The 18052-nt window shown below is 59.6% G+C and carries 20 protein-coding genes; 15 read left to right on the top strand and 5 right to left on the bottom strand.

The window, feature by feature from the left end; translation table 11 throughout:
* Positions 1–13 precede the first annotated feature (13 nt).
* From K0O24_RS04890 to ribH, 8 genes are all read left to right on the top strand, one after another.
* Positions 14–1438 (top strand): aldehyde dehydrogenase family protein, encoded by a 1425-nt coding sequence (locus K0O24_RS04890; RefSeq protein ID WP_219894707.1) that lies wholly within the window; start codon positions 14–16, stop codon positions 1436–1438.
* Between the two features lie 76 nt (positions 1439–1514).
* Positions 1515–3170 (top strand): NAD+ synthase, encoded by a 1656-nt coding sequence (locus tag K0O24_RS04885; protein WP_219894706.1) that lies wholly within the window; start codon positions 1515–1517, stop codon positions 3168–3170.
* Entirely contained in the window at positions 3167–4471 is a 1305-nt protein-coding gene (gene gltX / locus K0O24_RS04880; protein WP_219894705.1) for a glutamate--tRNA ligase, read from the top strand. Before K0O24_RS04885 ends, gltX begins: the two co-directional genes overlap by 4 nt.
* An 88-nt stretch (positions 4472–4559) precedes the next feature.
* On the top strand, positions 4560–5198 hold the full coding sequence (locus K0O24_RS04875; protein ID WP_219894704.1) for an energy transducer TonB: 639 nt from the start codon (positions 4560–4562) through the stop codon (positions 5196–5198).
* Positions 5199–5250: 52 nt separating this feature from the next.
* A complete protein-coding gene (locus K0O24_RS04870; protein WP_219894703.1) occupies positions 5251–5598 on the top strand; it encodes a hypothetical protein in 348 nt (115 codons plus the stop codon).
* Positions 5599–5621: 23 nt separating this feature from the next.
* Positions 5622–6578: a bifunctional diaminohydroxyphosphoribosylaminopyrimidine deaminase/5-amino-6-(5-phosphoribosylamino)uracil reductase RibD gene (gene ribD, locus K0O24_RS04865; protein WP_219894702.1), complete on the top strand. Its 957-nt coding sequence runs from the start codon at positions 5622–5624 to the stop codon at positions 6576–6578.
* Between the two features lies 1 nt (position 6579).
* Positions 6580–7188: a riboflavin synthase gene (locus K0O24_RS04860; protein WP_219894701.1), complete on the top strand. Its 609-nt coding sequence runs from the start codon at positions 6580–6582 to the stop codon at positions 7186–7188.
* A 45-nt stretch (positions 7189–7233) separates the two neighbouring features.
* Positions 7234–7656, top strand: a complete 423-nt coding sequence (gene ribH, locus K0O24_RS04855; protein ID WP_219894700.1) for a 6,7-dimethyl-8-ribityllumazine synthase — start codon at positions 7234–7236, stop codon at positions 7654–7656.
* A gap of 8 nt (positions 7657–7664) precedes the next feature.
* Here the strand turns inward: ribH and K0O24_RS04850 are convergent, their stop codons facing one another.
* A complete protein-coding gene (locus tag K0O24_RS04850) occupies positions 7665–8759 on the bottom strand; it encodes an alkene reductase (RefSeq protein ID WP_219894699.1) in 1095 nt (364 codons plus the stop codon).
* 48 nt (positions 8760–8807) lie between these two features.
* Between K0O24_RS04850 and K0O24_RS04845 the strand changes: the two genes are divergently transcribed.
* Positions 8808–9710: a DMT family transporter gene (locus K0O24_RS04845; RefSeq protein ID WP_219894698.1), complete on the top strand. Its 903-nt coding sequence runs from the start codon at positions 8808–8810 to the stop codon at positions 9708–9710.
* Here K0O24_RS04845 and K0O24_RS04840 read toward each other — a convergent pair.
* On the bottom strand, positions 9707–10279 hold the full coding sequence (locus tag K0O24_RS04840) for a urate hydroxylase PuuD (protein WP_219894697.1): 573 nt from the start codon (positions 10277–10279) through the stop codon (positions 9707–9709). The genes K0O24_RS04845 and K0O24_RS04840 overlap by 4 nt on opposite strands.
* Before the next feature lie 79 nt (positions 10280–10358).
* Here K0O24_RS04840 and K0O24_RS04835 point away from each other — a divergent pair, with 79 nt between their 5' ends.
* From K0O24_RS04835 to K0O24_RS04815, 5 genes are all read left to right on the top strand, one after another.
* Complete coding sequence (locus K0O24_RS04835) at positions 10359–11030, top strand: COQ9 family protein (protein ID WP_425514768.1); 672 nt, start codon at positions 10359–10361, stop codon at positions 11028–11030.
* Positions 11031–11096: 66 nt separating this feature from the next.
* Positions 11097–11336: a FeoA family protein gene (locus K0O24_RS04830; RefSeq protein ID WP_219894696.1), complete on the top strand. Its 240-nt coding sequence runs from the start codon at positions 11097–11099 to the stop codon at positions 11334–11336.
* On the top strand, positions 11333–13183 hold the full coding sequence (feoB, locus tag K0O24_RS04825) for a ferrous iron transporter B (protein ID WP_219894695.1): 1851 nt from the start codon (positions 11333–11335) through the stop codon (positions 13181–13183). Before K0O24_RS04830 ends, feoB begins: the two co-directional genes overlap by 4 nt.
* A gap of 9 nt (positions 13184–13192) precedes the next feature.
* Positions 13193–13684 (top strand): single-stranded DNA-binding protein, encoded by a 492-nt coding sequence (gene ssb / locus K0O24_RS04820; RefSeq protein ID WP_219894694.1) that lies wholly within the window; start codon positions 13193–13195, stop codon positions 13682–13684.
* Positions 13685–13737: 53 nt separating this feature from the next.
* Positions 13738–14040, top strand: a complete 303-nt coding sequence (locus K0O24_RS04815; RefSeq protein ID WP_219894693.1) for a hypothetical protein — start codon at positions 13738–13740, stop codon at positions 14038–14040.
* Between the two features lie 12 nt (positions 14041–14052).
* Here K0O24_RS04815 and K0O24_RS04810 read toward each other — a convergent pair whose 3' ends face one another.
* Both K0O24_RS04810 and K0O24_RS04805 read right to left on the bottom strand, forming a co-directional pair.
* Positions 14053–14574, bottom strand: a complete 522-nt coding sequence (locus tag K0O24_RS04810; RefSeq protein WP_219894692.1) for a YceD family protein — start codon at positions 14572–14574, stop codon at positions 14053–14055.
* The gene (locus K0O24_RS04805; protein ID WP_219894691.1) at positions 14571–15101 is read right to left on the bottom strand and encodes a ubiquinol-cytochrome C chaperone family protein; all 531 of its coding nucleotides are present in this window, start codon (positions 15099–15101) and stop codon (positions 14571–14573) included. The genes K0O24_RS04810 and K0O24_RS04805 overlap by 4 nt, the downstream gene beginning before the upstream one ends.
* A gap of 110 nt (positions 15102–15211) precedes the next feature.
* Here K0O24_RS04805 and K0O24_RS04800 point away from each other — a divergent pair, with 110 nt between their 5' ends.
* The gene (locus K0O24_RS04800) at positions 15212–15691 is read left to right on the top strand and encodes an outer membrane protein assembly factor BamE (protein ID WP_219894690.1); all 480 of its coding nucleotides are present in this window, start codon (positions 15212–15214) and stop codon (positions 15689–15691) included.
* Positions 15692–15700: 9 nt separating this feature from the next.
* Here the strand turns inward: K0O24_RS04800 and K0O24_RS04795 are convergent, their stop codons facing one another.
* Positions 15701–17965 (bottom strand): NADP-dependent malic enzyme, encoded by a 2265-nt coding sequence (locus K0O24_RS04795; RefSeq protein ID WP_219894689.1) that lies wholly within the window; start codon positions 17963–17965, stop codon positions 15701–15703.
* Positions 17966–18052 lie beyond the last annotated feature (87 nt).

Here is an 18052-nt window from a genome sequence, read left to right as displayed (position 1 = left end):
AGGAGAAGCCAGAATGGACAGTTACCTCAAGCATTACATCAACGGCCAGTGGGTCGATTCAATTGGCGGCAAGCGCCATCTGGTCATCAGCCCTTCAACCGAAGAACCCTGCACGGAAATCACGCTCGGAACTCAGGCGGATGTCGATGCGGCAGTGAAAGCTGCAACTGCGGCATTCGAAACTTACAGCCAGACCAGCCGCGAGGAAAGGCTCGCGCTGCTTGGCCGCATCGTGGAAGAATACAAGAAGCGTGTTGGCGACCTTGCCAAGTCGATGGCGAGTGAGATGGGCGCTCCGCTCAACTTTGCAGCGACTGCACAGGTCGGAGCCGGGATCGGCGGCTTCCTGGGAACCATCGAGGCGCTCAAGACCTTCGAATTCAGCGAACGTCATGGCGCGAACCTTGTTGTTTACGAACCGATTGGCGTCGTCGGCATGATCACGCCTTGGAACTGGCCGCTCAACCAGATTGCACTGAAAGTCGCCCCGGCGTTGGCGGGTGGCAATACGATGGTCCTTAAGCCGTCCGAGGAATGCCCGGGCAACGCTGCGATCTTCGCTGAAATCCTTGATGCGGCAGGCGTTCCGCCCGGCGTCTTCAACCTTGTTCAGGGCGATGGACCCGGCGTTGGCGCTGCCATTTCAGCCCATAAGGGCATCGACATGGTGAGCTTCACCGGTTCAACCCGCGCTGGCATCCTAGTGGCCAAAGCTGCGGCCGATACCGTCAAGCGTGTCCATCAGGAACTTGGCGGAAAATCCCCGAACCTCGTCCTGCCGGGTGCCGATCTCGCGACGGTTCTGCCACCCACAGTTTCCGGTGTTCTCATCAATACCGGCCAGAGCTGCATCGCGCCGACGCGCATTCTCGTCCAGAAGGATCAGGAAGCCGAAGCTGTTGGCATCATCAAGGGCATGTTTGATGGCACGCAGGTGGGCGATCCGCTGACCGAAGGCGCGCACATCGGGCCAGTCGTGAACAAGACCCAGTATGACAAGATCCAGGGCCTTATTCAGTCCGCGATCGACGAGGGGGCCAAGCTTGAAACGGGCGGCACTGGGCTTCCGACCAATGTCAATCGCGGCTATTATATCAAGCCGACCGTATTTTCCGGCGTGACGCCTGACATGCGGATTGCAAAGGAAGAAGTCTTCGGCCCGGTCGCGACCGTCATGACCTATGCGACACTGGACGAAGGTGTGAAGATCGCCAACGATACCGACTATGGGCTTTCCGCAGTCATTTCCGGCGACCCGGAAAAGGCGGCCGCGATCGCACCGAAGCTGCGCGCCGGCATGGTCGCGGTCAACAATTGGGGCCCATCACCGGGTGCCCCTTTCGGCGGCTACAAGCAGTCCGGCAATGGCCGCGAGGGCGGCTTGTTCGGCCTGAGGGACTTCATGGAAATGAAATCAATCAGCGGCATTCCCGCCTGATCTTTCAGCACCAGGCATTTGGGGGGAGGCATGCAAAATGCTTCCCCCTTTTGCCGTCCGGCTCTAGGAGGCGGGCATGACTGACGCGCTGACCATTGCCCTTGCCCAACTTTCGCAACGTATGGGCGATCTTGCGGCCAATGCCGATGCCATGCTCAACGTTCGGAAACAGGCAACGGGAGCCGACCTGATCCTGTTCCCCGAACTCCAGCTGATTGGATATCCACCAGAAGATCTGGTTTTGAAGCCCGCGCTCGCCAAACGGGCCGACGGCGAACTGGCCCGACTTGCCGCTGCAACCGCTGATGGCGGACCTGCGATGCTGGTCGGCACAATTCGGCGGCATGAAGGCAAGCTCTACAACGCAATGGTGCTACTAGAGGGCGGCAAGATCGTTGCGGAACGACTGAAGCGCGAACTCCCAAATTATGGGACCTTTGACGAAAAACGCCTCTTCGAAAGCGGCCCTCTGCCCGACCCTATCCTGTTCCGGGGCGTCCGCATTGGCGTTCCCATCTGCGAAGACGTCTGGTGGCCGGACGTTTGCGCGCATCTGAAAGGTCAGGGTGCGGAATTTCTGCTGACACCGAACGGCAGCCCTTACGAAATCGACAAGGATGATCTGCGTTCGACCATCGTCGCGGCCGCGCGCGTGCGCGAGACCGGCCTGCCGATGGCCTATCTCAACCGCGTTGGCGGTCAGGACGAGCTCGTGTTCGATGGCGCCTCCTTCGTATTGAATGCTGATGGATCGGTAGCTCACCAGCTGGCAGATTGGGAACAAGAGGTTCGCCTGACCCGTTGGGTTCGTGCGCCTTCCGGCTGGGTGTGCGAAAGCGGAAAGATCGCGCCGCTCGAGCCCTTCCCGTCCGATGCCTATCACGCGATGATGATTGGCTTGCGCGACTATGTGAACACCAATCGCTTCCCGGGTGTTGTTCTGGGGCTTTCTGGAGGAATCGATTCTGCACTGTGCGCTGCTATTGCTGCCGATGCGCTGGGTCCGGAACGCGTCTGGTCCGTGATGTTGCCGTCCCGCTTCACGGGTCAGGAAAGCCTTTCGGATGCAACCGAATGCGCGGCGATGATTGGCTGTCGGCTTGACACCATTCCGATTGCGCCCGCTGTCGGCGCGTTTGATGCCATGTTGTCGGACTCTTTTGCCGATGCGCAAGTCGACATCACCGAAGAGAATATCCAGTCCCGAATCCGCGGTGTCACGCTGATGGCACTATCCAACAAGTTTGGCCCGATGCTGATGACGACCGGGAACAAGTCCGAAATGTCGGTCGGCTATGCAACAATCTACGGGGACATGGCCGGCGGATACAACCCGATCAAGGATGCCTACAAGATGACGGTCTTTGCCCTTTCGCGCTGGCGCAATGCGCACAAGCCGCGACTGGGGCTTGGTCCGGACGGGCCGGTCATGCCGGAAAACATCATCACAAAGCCACCGTCAGCCGAACTCAGGCCCGACCAGAAGGATTCGGATTCGTTGCCAGACTATCCCGAGCTGGACCCGATCCTGCTTGGGCTGGTTGAAGAGGAATTGTCAGTCGACGAAGTAGCGGCCCGCGGGTTCGACCGCGATACCGTGGCGCGCATCGAGCGCCTTCTGTGCCTTGCCGAATACAAGCGGCGACAGGCCCCACCGGGCGTCAAGCTCGGCAAGCGCAATTTCGGCCGTGACCGCCGCTATCCGATCACCAACGCGTTTCGAACAGCATGACCGTTACGACGCGCTTTGCGCCATCCCCGACCGGGACTCTGCATGTCGGCAATGTCCGCACAGCCCTGCACAATTGGCTGTGGGCGAAAAAGCATGGTGGGCGATTCATTCTTCGGATCGATGACACGGACGTCGAACGCTCAAGGGAAGAATATGTCACGCAGATCAGGTCCGATCTCGACTGGCTGGGTCTTGCCTGGGATGAAGAGGCGCGCCAGTCCGCCCGGTTCGATCTCTATGAAAAGCACTTCGAAGCACTTAAGGCGGAAGGCCGCATCTATGCCTGCTACGAAACGCCTGAGGAGCTTGAACTGCGGCGCAAGATCCTGCTCGGCCGGGGCCTTCCCCCAGTCTATGAGCGGCCAGCCGAAGGAGCGGCAATCCCGGAAGGCCGAATACCACACTGGCGTTTCAAGCTTGATCATGCAGCGCCGATTGAATGGGACGATCTGGTGCGCGGCCATCAGAAGTTCGATCCGAAACTTCTCTCAGACCCCGTCATTCGTCGCGCCGACGGTTCCTGGCTGTATATGCTCCCTTCCGCGATCGACGATGTTGACCTTGGCATCACCCATGTCGTGCGGGGCGAAGACCATGTCACCAATACAGCGACGCAGATCCAGATGTTTGCAGCCCTTGGCGCGGTGCCTCCCCTGTTCGCGCATGAAGCGTTGTTGACGGGCAGCGAGGGCAAATTGTCAAAGCGCCTTGGGTCTCTGGGCGTCGACGCCTTCAAGGAACAGGGCATCGAACCCCTGGCGCTTCTGGCCTTGCTTGCACGGCTCGGGACAAGCGACCCGGTAGAACCTGTCGCGGACATGGCACCGCTGATTGCGGGTATTGATTTTTCCCGTTTCGGCCGTGCCCCGGCACGGTTCGACGAAGCGGAGTTGGCGCAACTCAATGCGCGCATCCTCCATCAGACGGACTATGACGCGGTTGCCGAGCGGCTTCCGACCGGCATGGGTCAGGCGGCCTGGAATGCCATTCGGCCCAATCTGACCCGCGTCGACGATGCGGCGGACTGGTGGGCGGTCGTTGAAGGCCCCATCCATGCCGACATTGCCACCGATGACCGGGCATACCTCGCGCAAGCGGCCCGTCTGGCTGAAACTCTCGACTGGGCGGCCGATCCCTGGCACGCGTTGACCGCGGCCCTCAAAGATGAAACCGGGCGAAAGGGCAAGGCTCTCTTCCTGCCGCTGCGCATTGCCCTGACCGGTCGGGAACATGGCCCCGACATGGCTTCCCTGTTGCCCATCATCGGCCGTGAACGGGCAATCGCGCGGTTGCTGGCGTGATCCAGTTTGTGATATTGTTTCATTAAAGGTTATGTTGTAACATCTTTTCGCGATGAGGCAGAAGCCTTGCGCGGAAAGAGAGGATGTCATGGCTTATGCAGATACCAATTTGCGTCCCAATCGTGCCAGCATTGGAGGCGCTCTATGTGTGAATGGCTTGTTGGCGACGGGGATCATTCTCGCCGTTCCGGATGTCTCGCCGATCAACATCATTCACACTCGGCTTATTCCCATTTTGGCTCCGGAGGTGCGGCCGTCCAACGAACCGATCATCAAACACCATACTCCAGCGGCAAAGCCGGAACCTGCGCTGCCGACCCATGAACCGCAGGGAAGCGAGTTGGCGAGCTCAAGCACAACATCGACCGTTCTTGGCGGCGAGGGCAGTGGCGACCTGGTCCTTCCCGAATTGCCATATCCGCCGCGGGTGCCTAATCCTGTTTTCGTCGGTGCGCGGATCAATCCCGGTTATGCCAATGCGCTCCAGCCTATCTATCCGCCCGGGATGATCCGGGCCGAAATGGAGGGCTTTGCAACAGTCCGTGTGCTGATCGGAACAGACGGCAGAGTGAAGCAGGTGGAAGCGGTCAAGGCCAGTGACCCTGCCTTTCTGGACGCGACGCGAAAGCAGGCTCTGGCAAAATGGCGATTTCTTCCCGCAACCCGCGATGGAGAGGCCGTCGAAAGCTGGCGGGAAATGACCGTACGCTTCCAATTGCCGGACTGATGTGGCGGGGCGGGGGCTGGCATTGCAGCCACTCTCGCCCTATCTTGACGCAATGGCTTTACCTCCCGTTTCACGGCCATCGGCCCTACTTGCCGATCTTCGCGCCTTTTTCGCGTCGCGTGAGAAGCACCAGTGGGTGTTTGCGCTGCTGTCCGTCCTGATTACCGGATATTTCATCACTGTCTTCCTGATCCAGTCGAAGACCAAGGAATACAAGCCGCCCGAAATCATTTGGGTCAAGGACTATTCCGGCAATCGGACAGACGCGGAAATCAAGGCGCAGCAGAAGATCGACCAGCAGAAGCAATTGGCCGAAAAGGCTGAACTGAAGAAACTGGAAGAAGCACAACGCCGGGAGTCTGCCAAGCTGCAGAAAAAGCTCAGCGAGTTGGGCATTTGAATTCTGGCAGCGATGCACGTTTCGTGGCTGCAGCAATTGCGCTGGCCCGGCGCGGGCAGGCGCGAACCGCGCCAAACCCCAATGTCGGTTGCATCCTTGTTCGCGATGGTCGCATAGTCGGGCGGGGCTGGACCCAGCCTGGAGGGCGCCCTCACGCCGAAGCCATGGCTCTTGAACAGGCAGGCGATGCCGCCCGCGGAGCAACAGCCTATACGTCGCTGGAACCCTGTGCGCACCAAAGTCAGCGCGGTCCGGCCTGCTCCGAAATACTCATTGCAGCGGGCGTTGCACGCGTAGTGTCTGCCGTGGCAGATCCGGACAAGCGCACCAACGGGAGTGGCTTCAACGCATTGCGAACCAGCGGCATAGCAGTCCAACACAGCGTCATGGCACAAGAAGCCAAGACCGCGATGGCGGGCTGGTGGTCCCGCGAGACGCGCGGTCGGCCTTTTGTCTCTCTCAAGCTCGCCACATCTCTTGACGGCTGCATCGCCCTTGCGAACGGCGAAAGCCGATGGATCACGGGAGAGGCAGCTCGCGCGCACGGCCATCTTGAGCGGGCACGGGCGAACATGGTGATCGTAGGGCGCGGCACGCTGGATGCCGATGCGCCCCGCCTTGACGTCCGCCTTCCCGGACTTGAAGACCGGTCCCCGCGCAAAGGCCTTCTTACGCGCGGAACGGCGCCGGACGGCTGGGAAGTGCTCGCATCTCCGCACGCAATATCTGATCTTTCCGGCGTGGACTGGATTCTGGTTGAGGGCGGAGCAGCTACGGCTGCGGCATTCCTGAAGGCAGGGCTCGTCGATCGGCTTCTGCTGTATCGCGCACCCATCACAATCGGGCGAGGACTGGCATCGCTTGGCGATATCGGTCTTGACCGGCTGGACGGTGCACACGGACAATGGCAACGCAGCGATACGCGCCAGCTTGGCAGCGACACGCTCGACATTTACGACCGTGCCGATAAGGGGCTTTAGCATGTTCACAGGGATCATCACCGATATCGGCACAATCCGATCGACCGAGCAGCGCGGCGACCTGCGCTGCGTGATCGACTGTCATTACGACACGTCCACAATTGACATTGGCGCGTCCATTGCCTGTTCGGGCGTCTGCCTGACTGTCGTCGACAAGGGTTCTGGCTGGTTTTCTGTCGATGTTTCGGGGGAAAGCATCAAGCGCTCGGCACCCGGATCATGGGTGGTCGGACGCAGGGTCAATCTAGAACGAGCCCTCAAGATTGGTGACGAATTGGGGGGCCACATTGTTACAGGTCATGTCGATGGCGTCGGCACGGTACTTGGCATCTGCCCCGAAGGTGATTCGCACCGTGTAGGGGTGCAGGTCGACAACGCCATTGCACCCTTCGTTGCTGCCAAAGGGTCGATTACGATTGATGGCGTCTCCCTTACTGTCAACGAAGTGGAAGACCAATCCGACGGAACTGCACATTTTGCCGTGAATATCATTCCGCATACCTGGGCTGTGACAGCCTTTGGTAGCCTCCAGCAGGGCCAGAAGGTCAATCTCGAAATTGACGTGCTTGCCCGCTACCTTGCCCGCATGCGAGAGGTTGTCGGTCGATAATTCCGCCCGCTCTTGCTGCCAGACCATCCTTAAGGACCAAAACTCATGGCCAAATTCCTGATCGTGGAAGCCCGTTTCTATGACCATCTGAACGATATGCTTGTCGCAGGGGCCCGCGCGGCTCTGGAAGAGGCCGGCCATGCCGTCGACGTCGTGTCTGTTCCCGGCGCACTTGAAATTCCGGGGACCATAGCGCTTGCCGCTGAAAGCGGACGCTATGAAGGGTTCGTTGCAATCGGCGTGGTCATCCGCGGCGAAACTTATCATTTCGAAATTGTTGCAGGCGAAAGCGCCCGCGGTATCATGGCATTGACAATGGATGGCATTGCTATCGGAAACGGGATCCTGACTGTCGAAAATGAACAGCAGGCCATTGTCCGGGCCGATCCGAACCAGAAGGACAAGGGCGGTGAAGCTGCGAAGGCCGCCCTTGCCTTGCTTGAGTTCAAACAGCGCTTTGCGGATTAAGCCCTAAATCAGGCGTCCACCAGCGCATCATAGGTCGGGTAGTCCGTATAACCTTCGGGTCCTGGCGAATACCAGGTCCTGAAATTGTCCGGCGCGAGTTCGACGCCTTTGGCCAGCCGGGCGGGCAGATCCGGATTGGAAATGAACTTTCGGCCAAAACTGATCGCATCGGCCAGTCCACTTTCCAGATCGGCTGTGGCGGTTTCAAGCGTGTATTCCTGATTGAGAACCAGCGGCGCCTTGAAGACCTTGCGAATATCGGGTGATACACGCGGCACATCTGTCGTGCCGAATGAGCCGAAAGTCTTCTGTTCGCGCAATTCAAGGAACGAGATGCCAATGTCCTGCAGGGCAGCGGCTGCCGCTGTGAACAGCGCGACCGGGTTCGAATCATCGACACCCTGCGTCTCTCCGTTCGGAGAGAGGCGAACCGAAGTGCGACCGGCGCCGACTGTGTCAGCCAGAGCCTGCGTCACTTCGCGCAGCAGGCGGATGCGGTTCTGGATAGGGCCTCCATAATCATCTTCGCGGAAGTTCGAGCCGTCGCGAAGGAACTGGTCGATCAGGTAGCCATTCGCCGAATGAAGCTGCACACCGTCAAATCCGGCGGCGATCGCATTCTTCGCCGCATGGATGTAGTCGCCAATCAGGCGGGGAATCTCGTCCAACCGGAGGGGGCGCGCCTGCTCGTAGGGCTTCTTGCCAGTCGGTGTGTGCGCATCGCCCGGCGCGGTGGTCGCCGAGGCGGAAACCGGCTGGGCTCCACCAAGAAAATCCGGATGAACGAGGCGACCCATGTGCCACAGTTGCAGGATGATCTTTCCATCAGCCTTGTGCACCGCCTCGGTCACTGGCTTCCAGGCTTCGACCTGTTCTGCAGACCAGATGCCGGGCGCCGCTGGCCAGCCCGAACCTTCCTGCGAAATGCCGGTTGCTTCAGCGATGATGAGGCCGGCACCTGCACGCTGGGCATAATATTCTGCCTTGAGCGCGGAAATAGGAACATGCACGCCTTCGCTACGGCCGCGCGTGAGTGGCGCCATGACAATGCGGTTCTTTGCGTGGATGGCGCCAAATTCTATCGGATCGAAAAGACTGGTCATTGAGGGTTTCCATTTGCAACGAGAATGATGAAACCGGATATGGGGCGAATGGCGCGGGGACAAGAACAAGATTTGGTTTCAGGGGAGCAAGCCCATCTGCGCTTCGGGATTCCGGCGCTTGTGCTTGCCAATCTGTGCCTTGCTTTCGGGTCGTGGTTTGTGCGGATGGCCGATACTGGACCGATTGCGGCTGCATTCTGGCGAATCGCCCTCGCTGCGCCGTTCCTGTTCCTCATTGCGCGGGCGATGGGAGACCCGGCACGCAGGCTTGGTCGCCAGACATTCACTCTGTTTGCGCTTTCAGGGCTTTTCTTTGCGATCGACCTCGCCGCATGGCACCTTGGCATCAGCAAGACCAAGCTCGCCAATGCAAACCTGCTGGGAAATTCGACGAGCTTTCTGCTTCCGCTCTATGCATTTGCTGTTGCCCGCCGCTGGCCCTCTGGCATGCAAGCGATTGCCTTGACCCTCGCAGGCGTTGGTGCCGTGCTGCTGATGGGGCGCTCTTTCGAACTTTCACCCCGCAATTTTGCAGGTGACCTTCTCTGCCTACTCGCCGGTGTCTTTTACACCGCCTATCTCGTGCTGATGGGTAGGATGCGAACTGGTATGGGCCCTTGGCCCGTGCTGGCATGGTCAACAATGATGAGCACGCTCCCGCTCCTGTTCATGGCGCTTGCCGTTGGCGAAAGGCTCGTGCCGCATAACTGGGCACCGATTATCGCGCTTGCGCTACTCAGCCAAATCGTTGGTCAGGGCTTGATGATCTACGTGGTCGGCCGCATCTCGCCGGTCCTGTTCGGACTGACATTCCTGCTGCAACCTATGGTTTCAGCCCTTGTGGGCTGGTTCGCCTATGACGAACGCTTTGGCCTTGCCGACTGGGTCGGGACGATTCTGATCGGGCTGGCACTCATCCTGGTGAGCCAGCCCGATCGCAAGACCGCCTAAAATGCGCCGCCAAGGTTGTGCATCACCATGCTGAGCAGCATCGGGATGGACAGCAATGTATTTGTCCGGCTGAAAATCATTGCAGTCGTGGCTGCCTTGGCCTTTGCATCGGCATCAGCCTCGACAATGCCCAACGCCTTTTTCTGGTTTGGCCAAATGATGAACCAGACATTGAAGGCCATGATCAGCGCAAGCCACATGCCGATACCGATCGACCGGACGCCTTCTTGCAGTGTCAGTGCCTCAACCAGATAATTGCTCAGCCAGGCGACGAGCAGCCCGGTCAGCACTGTAAATGCAGCGCCCCAGCGGAACCAGAACAAGGCTTCAGGAGCAATATATTTGCTGACCGCTGGCTTCAGCTCAGCCGGAATCTTCGGCATGGTCGGGATCTGTGTGAAATTGAAATAATAGAGATGGCCGATCCACATGATGCCCACCAACACGTGGAGGAAGGTCATCCAGCCCTTTGCGTTCGCGAGACCACCCATGTGACCGAAGAGCAAGCCAAGGGCGAGAATCGCGCCAACGCCGACAACGGCCCACAGATTGCCAAAAAACTTTGCCATGATGCTTCCCCTATTTATACGCGGACGATGCCGCCGATTGACGGTTAATACCTAACACCCCAAATATGGCCTGTCACCGATGGAATGCACAATGAACCAATCGCCTGCAGACATGACCCTTGACGAGCTGCGCCCGGTTCTGGCCCGCGTCCTTCCGTCACACGCCGGCTTTGATGGGTGGGGCGACAAGGCTGTCGAAAGTGCTGCGACCGAACTGGGCATTGATCCATCAGTCGCCCGCCTTGTCTTTGGCGGTGATCGCATAGACATGATCGATGCCTGGTTCCAGACGATCGATAGCGACATGCTTGTGGCATTACCTCCAGAGAAACTGGCCCAGATGAAAGTGCGGGAACGAATCACCGCTCTTGTCGAGGCACGTCTTGCACTTGTGTTGCCGCATCGCGAATCCCTGCGCAGGGCACTTGCCATACTCGCCTTTCCGGCCAATGCTTCGCGCGCTGTGAAGTTCGGCTGGCGTTCTGCAGACGTGATGTGGCGGGCCGCAGGGGATAACGCCACGGATTACAATCACTATACCAAACGGGCGATCCTTGGATCGGTCTATGCAGCAACTCTGGCTGTGTTCCTGAACGATGACAGTGACGATCTGTCCGAAACAAGGGCTTTCCTTGGTCGCCGCATCGACGGCGTGATGCGTTTCGAGAAAGCCAAGGCGCAGATCAGCAATCTGCGGCCACCATTCAGCCCTGCGCGTTTCATTGGCCGCTTGCGCTATTCGGCGCGATGACACTGGCTAAATCCTGATGTTAATGATAATCGCTCGCAAATTCCGAATCAGCGAAACTGGCCTTGCGTGCGACTTGACGAACTGCCCCTGAATCAACCGGCGACAATTGATCGCATCGGCTGGGAACGCCTTGACACCGTTGCGGCCCGGCGCTTGCGCGCGTTGGGATTCGACGAGGGGCTGACGGTTGAAGCCCTGCATCATGGCGGGCTTGTTTCGCATGATCCCATTGCGTGCCGGATCGGGAGGATGACGGTGGCGATCCGGCGCAACCATGCGGCGCTGATTGACGTATCACTGGCATGACTGCACTTCCGCTCATCGCCCTGGTCGGCAACCCCAATGCCGGCAAATCGGCCCTTTTCAACGCCCTGACCGGCGCGCGCCAGAAAACCGGGAATTACCCGGGTGTGACGGTCGAACGGCATGCAGGGCGACTGATCCTGCCAGATGGCCGCCCGGCAGAACTGGTCGACCTTCCCGGCACTTACAGCCTGGAGCCAACCAGCCCCGACGAACAGGTAACCCGCGACGTCATCACTGGTGTCCAGGCCGGAGAACGTCGGCCGGATGCGCTGGTGATTGTGGTCGATGCAGGCAATCTGGACAATCACCTGCGCTTTGCCGGCGAACTGATCGCGCAGGGCATCCCCGCGATCATCGCCCTGAACATGATCGACATGGCAGAACGTGACGGACTGACGCTCGATCCCGCGCGCCTTTCTGCGGACCTTGGCGTGCCTGTGATTCCGACCGTGGCGGTCCGCAAGCGCGGCGTCGAGCCACTGAAGGACGAAATGCTGACCCTGCTTGGCAAGGTGGCGACCCCACCGCGGCCGCTTGAGGGAGATTTTGGTGTACGCCAAAGGCAGGCACGTGCCTTTGCCAAGGCAGCTATCCTGCATGAAGCCCCTGCCCGCGCCACGACCCAGTCCATTGATCGCATTGTCCTCCATCCTGTCGGGGGTCCAATCATTCTCGCGGTTCTGCTGTTTGTGATGTTTCAGGCCGTCTTCGCCTGGGCAACACCCTTTGCCGATGGCATCGACGCAGGCGTCAGCGCGATTCACGATGCGGCCTTTGCCGCCTTGCCGCCGGGAATTTTCCGCTCATTCGTGGCGGACGGACTGATTGCCGGGGTCGGCGCAGTAATTGTCTTCCTGCCGCAGATCCTGATTCTCTTTGCCTTCATCCTCGTCCTCGAAACGACCGGCTATATGGTTCGTGCGGCCTTCCTGATGGACAGGCTGATGGCGTCCGTAGGATTGTCCGGCCGCGCCTTCATCCCGCTTCTGTCGTCCTTTGCGTGCGCGGTTCCCGGTATCATGGCCACGCGAACAATCGAGGATCCGAAGGACCGGCTGACGACGATCCTGATCGCACCCTTGATGACCTGTTCGGCGCGGCTGCCTGTCTATGCGGTGATCATCGCAGCCTTCATTCCCGCCCGAAACGTGTTGCCCGGCATCGGCCTTCAGGGCCTTGTACTGTTCGGCCTCTATCTGGGCGGGATCGTCGGCGCGCTTGTCGCTGCGCTTGCGCTTCGTCGGACTGTCACCAAAGGGCGCGGCATGGGATTCATGATGGAAATGCCGCGCTACCAGATGCCGATCTTCAAGAACCTCCTGCTCGGCCTTTGGCAGCGGGCCTGGGTCTTCCTGAAGCGTGCAGGCACGATCATCGCTGTCACGACGATGATTCTCTGGGCCTTGCTGAACTTTCCGCGCGTCGATCCCACGTCTGGCGTGAGCCAGGTCGATCATTCGATTGCCGGACATATCGCCAACGGGCTCGCCGTGGTTGTGGAACCCATCGGCTTCAATCGAGACATTTCGCTTGCTCTCATTCCCGCGATGGCGGCACGGGAAGTGGCCGTGTCGGCACTGGCCACAACCTATGCAATCGACGATCAGGATGAATCGAAGCGCGATCAGACCCTTGGCGAACGATTGAAGGGAAGCTGGAGCTTACCGACTGCACTGGCCTTCCTGGCCTGGTTCGTCTTTGCGCCGCAGTGCATTTCGACAATCGCCGTCGTCAGGCGCGAGACGAATGGCTGGCGTTGGCCACTCTTTATGGTGGCCTATCTGTTTGCGCTCGCCTATGTCGCAGCTGGAGCCACATTCTGGCTCGCAACATTTTTCGGACTCTGAGGGGACAACATGGCGGGCAGCGTCAACAAGGTAATTCTGGTCGGCAATCTGGGCAAAGACCCCGAGGTCCGCACGATGAACAATGGCGGTGAAGTTGTCAGCTTTTCCGTCGCAACCTCGGAAAACTGGAATGACAAGGCCTCTGGCGAACGCAAGGAAAAGACCGAGTGGCATAATGTCGTGATCTTCAACGAAAATCTCGGTCGGATCGCGAAGCAATATCTCCGCAAAGGTTCGTCCGTCTATGTCGAGGGCCAGCTGCAGACCCGCAAATGGACGGATCAGAACGGCAATGACCGCTACACGACCGAAGTCGTGCTGCAGCGCTTCCGGGGCGAGCTCACGCTGCTTGGCGGCCGCGAAGGCGGCGGATCGGCCGCAGGATCATCCAACTGGGGCGAAGATCGCGGTTCGAACCCCTTCGGCGGTGGCGGATCAAGCCGGGCACCTTCCGGCGGCAGCGCGTTTGACAGCGACCTGGATGATGACGTTCCCTTCTAGGATTTCATTACTGCATCGTCACCAACGATCCCCCGTACGTTAAGGGGCTGCGGGTGACGAGCTGGATTTCAGGCTGGACTGCACGGCGTGCGACAGGACCTGGCCTGATCGCCGGGCTTGCGGCCTTTTTCCTCTGGCCATTCTTTGCCAGTTTTCCGAGTTTGGCCTTTTATCCTTTTGTCTTTTCCCTCGCGCTCGCAAGTTTTTGCGGGCTTTCAATTCTTGTCCTGACTGTGGTCGATCTCCGCAACCGCCGAAGGGGACGACAGGTCCGGCCCATTCGCGCCTTTGATGTCATATTCGGTTTGGTCCTTGCCCTTCCGAGCACGCTGGAGCTGTCAGCCTTGTTGCGCTGATCCGCCGTGCCGTCACTCCTTGGCGAACAGGCCCTTGAGCTTGGCAAAAGGGCTGGTGTCAGCTTCACTCAGGATTCCCGCCGCCTTCAGGACGTCATCGGCATTGGGTGCGCGCGGAAATCGATCAATCGAAAGGCCAAGAGTCTGGGCAGCGGCCTCGCCAAGATCGACCGCCTGCCCGTCATGTTCCATGGCGTCGCAATCATCAGCGTCCAGTTCAAACTCTTCCTCGATCACCTCGGTGACCGGTGGTTCAAAACGAATCCGGAAGGGTTCATCCAGCGTGGCCGGGAGCGGCTGGCCGGTTGCTACACAGCTCTGCGTCAGGCGCGCCGACAGTGTCCCGCGCGCTTCAATGGCTCCCTCGACCGCCACCAGATCGGCTTTTGCTGACAGAAGGCCCAGCGAAACTAGCCCGAAGCGGCGCGCGACGGCCGCGCATTCAGTCTCATCGGCAACTATTGCGACATGCTTTGGCACCGTCCCGATTTCGGCAAGTGGAAAGCGCCTTGAAAACTCAGGTGTGTCGCTCATGCATCACCCAATTGCCCTGCAAGCAGGTCAGCAAGTGTTTGCTGCGCAAGTCGATCGACGAGCGCCACGAGTGCGCCTTGCACATGGTCGAGTGCGGGCTCGCCTGGATCTTCTCCGCGATAGAGATTGCGCAGCAATGCGGCCCGCGGATTGCCGCCGGGCCGAAATCCTTCGCGATAGGCGCCAAGCCTGCCGCCCAGGGCTGCCATCATCTTGCCGATATGCTTGCCAACCACAATGTCACCGATGCCAAGCTCACGCAGTTGTCCGTCCATGTCATTGACGAATGTTTCAGCCAGAAGCGTTGACGGCATGTGCGCTGCCTCTCCCAATCCTTCCATGCGGGCCAGCACCAGCGCGAGGACAGCATTGATCATGTCAAATCGCCCGTCGATCGTATCGGCAACCTTGCCGTCGAGATACCAGTGCGGCTGGCGCGCCTCGGCAATGATGGCCGCATAAAGTGGCGCCACCGCGGCACGCTCATCTGTGCTGCTGAACAGTTTCCGGAACAGATTGAGTGCCATTATGCCATCCATTTGTCGCGCCGCGCTTGCCCCGGAGCCGCTCTGCGCATATTGACCTCGCGTTCGCGCGTTTCAATGCCCGAGCGAACCGTTGTGTGCAGGAGAGTGTTATGGCCCGGATGTCAACCAAGCAGGCAGCGACTGCAACGCTTTTGGCGCTTGCGCTCGGCGCTTCGGGCTGCGCGCGGGTCAATGGACATCAAGGCTATATCGCCGATGAAACACTGCTCGGAGGAATAGCGCCTGGGGTCGATAACCGTGAATCGGTTGCAAAGACTCTCGGTCGCCCGAGCTTTGTGGGTCAGTTCACGCCGAATGACTGGTATTATTTTGCGCGGACCACAAAGCAGCTGGCCTTTGCCTTGCCAAAGCCGACCGAGCAACTTGTCCTCCACATCCGCTTCGATGCGGCGGGGAATGTCGCTTCTGTTGAAAAGACAGGCATCGAAAAGGTCGCGAGGATCGACCCGAATGGCGACAAGACCCCGACGCTCGGCAAGGAACGCAGCTTCTTTGAGGATCTGTTCGGCAATATCGGCTCTGTCGGGGCCGTCGGCGAAAGCGGCGGGACGACCGACAATCCGAACTGAGCCTGTCGCCTAAAGCGCGATACCGCTTGCGGCCAGCACCGCCAGGGTCACCAGTTCCGACGCATTCGACGCCATTGTGGCAATCTGCACCGGCTTTTCCATTCCGACCAGCATCGGCCCGATGACCGAATCTCCGCCCAACTCGCGCAGCAGCTTTGCCGAAAGATTGGCTGACTGCAGCCCCGGCATGACAAGCACGTTCGCTGGGCCGGACAATCGGCTGAACGGATAATTGAGCATCAACTTGGGGTTGAGTGCGACGTCAGGCGCCATTTCGCCTTCATATTCAAAACTCACGCCGCGCGAATCGAGAATTTCCACCGCGTCGCGGATCGGCCCAAGCCAATTGCCCGAGGGATTCCCGAAGGTCGAATAGGAGAGAAAGGCCACGCGCGGTTCGTGCCCCATCCGCCTTGCAACCGCTGCCGTCTGCTCGGCGATATCGGCAAGCTCGGATGCTGACGGCCGCTCATTGACGGTGGTATCCGCCATGAACACGGTATGCGACTGGCCGACGAGGACATGGATGCCGAATGGTGTCCGCCCTTCGGCTTGGTCAAGCACGCGGCGCACTTCGCGCAGCGATTGGCCATAGGTCCGCGTCACGCCGGTGATCATCGCATCCGCTTCTCCCATCTTGAGCAGAAGCGATGCGAAGATGTTGCGGTCCGTATTGACCAGCCGCTCGCATTCACGGTGGAGATAGCCCCTGCGCTGCAACCGGCCGTACAGAATCTCGACCATTGCGGGCACGAGTGGCGAATGGCGGCTGTTGTGAATCTCGAAGCTCTCCGGATCGTCAACGCCGAGCGCCCTGAGCTTTTCGCGTACATCGTCGCGTCCGATCAAAACGGGCGTGCCACAGCCACCGTCCCTGAAGGCAATCGCCGCCCGCAACACCACTTCTTCTTCGGCCTCGGCAAAGACGACGCGTTTGGGATGAGCGCGCGCGTTGTCATAGGCAAGCGTCAGGACCGACGTCGTCGGGTTCAGCCGCGCGCGCAGGGACATGCGATATTCGTCCATGTCGAGGATCGGCTTGGTGGCAACGCCCGAGTCCATTGCAGCCTGAGCAACGGCCGCCGGTACGACTTCCATCAGTCGGGGGTCGAACGGCGCGGGAATGATGTAATCCTGCCCGAAACTGGCAAGCTGCCCGCCATAGGCTGCGGCCACTTCCTCCGGAACAGCCTCGCGTGCGAGTTCGGCGATGGCATAGGCTGCCGCGATCTTCATTTCCTCGTTGATGGTCGTCGCCCGCACATCAAGCGCGCCCCGGAAGATGAAGGGAAATCCCAGCACATTGTTGACCTGGTTGGGATAGTCGGAACGGCCCGTGGCAACGATGCAGTCCGGGCGCACGGCCTTGGCTTCGGGCGGCGTTATTTCCGGATTGGGGTTGGCCATTGCAAAAATGATGGGTCGTGCGGCCATCTTCTCGATCATGTCGCCGCGTAGCGCCCCAGCTGCGGAAAGCCCCAAAAAAATATCCGCGCCGACAAGCGCCTCTTCCAGGGTCCGCGCTTCGGTGACGGCAGCATGGGCAGACTTCCATTGATCCATGCCGTCCTGCCGCCCCTGATAGATCACGCCCTTCCTGTCGCACATGATGACATTGGCTGGGGACACACCCATGGCCTTGATAAGCTCGGTGCAAGCAATCGCCGCCGCCCCGGCTCCATTGACGACCACCTTGACGTCGCCAAGGTTGCGGCCGGTAATCTCGCATGCGTTGATAAGGCCTGCCGCACTGATGATAGCAGTCCCATGCTGGTCATCATGCATGACCGGAATCTTCATCCGCTCCTTGAGCGCCTGCTCGATGATGAAACATTCGGGCGCCTTGATATCTTCCAGATTGATCCCTCCGAAGCTGGGTTCAAGCAAGGCAACGGCATTGATGAACGCGTCCGGATCCTCGGTCGCAAGCTCGAGATCGATCGCGTCGACATCGGCAAAGCGTTTGAAAAGGACGGCCTTGCCTTCCATCACGGGCTTCGACGCGAGCGCGCCGAGATTGCCAAGGCCAAGAATTGCTGTTCCGTTGGAAATGACAGCCACCAGATTGCCCTTGGCGGTATAGTCATAGGCTGTCGCCGGATCATCCGCGATCGCAAGCACGGGAACCGCGACGCCGGGGGAGTAGGCAAGGCTCAAATCACGCTGGGTCGCCATCGGCTTTGAAGCGATGATTTCTATTTTGCCCGGGCGACCCGTGGAGTGATAGATCAGGGCTTCCCGGTCGGAAAACTGCACTCTAGCTTCGTCGCTCATTCCTTGCCCCTGTTTCCGCCGCGAATCCGGCCCGCCTGCCAGCCATTCAATCCATTAGGCGCTGAACCTCCAGACGGGAAGACGGGT

The organism is Aquisediminimonas profunda, from assembly GCF_019443285.1.
GTDB classification, from domain to species: domain Bacteria; phylum Pseudomonadota; class Alphaproteobacteria; order Sphingomonadales; family Sphingomonadaceae; genus Aquisediminimonas; species Aquisediminimonas profunda.
This window is presented reverse-complemented; position numbering and strand designations above follow the sequence as displayed.

Bases quoted from the DNA above. Each gene is read 5' to 3' on its own strand.
- ssb (WP_219894694.1), top strand. From the start codon at position 13,193: ATGGCGGGCAGCGTCAACAAGGTAATTCTGGTCGGCAATCTGGGCAAA.
- K0O24_RS04850 (WP_219894699.1), bottom strand. From the start codon at position 8,759: ATGACCAGTCTTTTCGATCCGATAGAATTTGGCGCCATCCACGCAAAG.
- gltX (WP_219894705.1), top strand. From the start codon at position 3,167: ATGACCGTTACGACGCGCTTTGCGCCATCCCCGACCGGGACTCTGCAT.
- K0O24_RS04800 (WP_219894690.1), top strand. From the start codon at position 15,212: ATGGCCCGGATGTCAACCAAGCAGGCAGCGACTGCAACGCTTTTGGCG.
- K0O24_RS04875 (WP_219894704.1), top strand. From the start codon at position 4,560: ATGGCTTATGCAGATACCAATTTGCGTCCCAATCGTGCCAGCATTGGA.
- K0O24_RS04870 (WP_219894703.1), top strand. From the start codon at position 5,251: ATGGCTTTACCTCCCGTTTCACGGCCATCGGCCCTACTTGCCGATCTT.
- K0O24_RS04835 (WP_425514768.1), top strand. From the start codon at position 10,359: ATGGAATGCACAATGAACCAATCGCCTGCAGACATGACCCTTGACGAG.
- K0O24_RS04860 (WP_219894701.1), top strand. From the start codon at position 6,580: ATGTTCACAGGGATCATCACCGATATCGGCACAATCCGATCGACCGAG.
- K0O24_RS04885 (WP_219894706.1), top strand. From the start codon at position 1,515: ATGACTGACGCGCTGACCATTGCCCTTGCCCAACTTTCGCAACGTATG.
- K0O24_RS04795 (WP_219894689.1), bottom strand. From the start codon at position 17,965: ATGAGCGACGAAGCTAGAGTGCAGTTTTCCGACCGGGAAGCCCTGATC.
- feoB (WP_219894695.1), top strand. From the start codon at position 11,333: ATGACTGCACTTCCGCTCATCGCCCTGGTCGGCAACCCCAATGCCGGC.
- K0O24_RS04805 (WP_219894691.1), bottom strand. From the start codon at position 15,101: ATGGCACTCAATCTGTTCCGGAAACTGTTCAGCAGCACAGATGAGCGT.
- K0O24_RS04890 (WP_219894707.1), top strand. From the start codon at position 14: ATGGACAGTTACCTCAAGCATTACATCAACGGCCAGTGGGTCGATTCA.
- K0O24_RS04840 (WP_219894697.1), bottom strand. From the start codon at position 10,279: ATGGCAAAGTTTTTTGGCAATCTGTGGGCCGTTGTCGGCGTTGGCGCG.
- K0O24_RS04810 (WP_219894692.1), bottom strand. From the start codon at position 14,574: ATGAGCGACACACCTGAGTTTTCAAGGCGCTTTCCACTTGCCGAAATC.
- ribH (WP_219894700.1), top strand. From the start codon at position 7,234: ATGGCCAAATTCCTGATCGTGGAAGCCCGTTTCTATGACCATCTGAAC.
- K0O24_RS04845 (WP_219894698.1), top strand. From the start codon at position 8,808: ATGGCGCGGGGACAAGAACAAGATTTGGTTTCAGGGGAGCAAGCCCAT.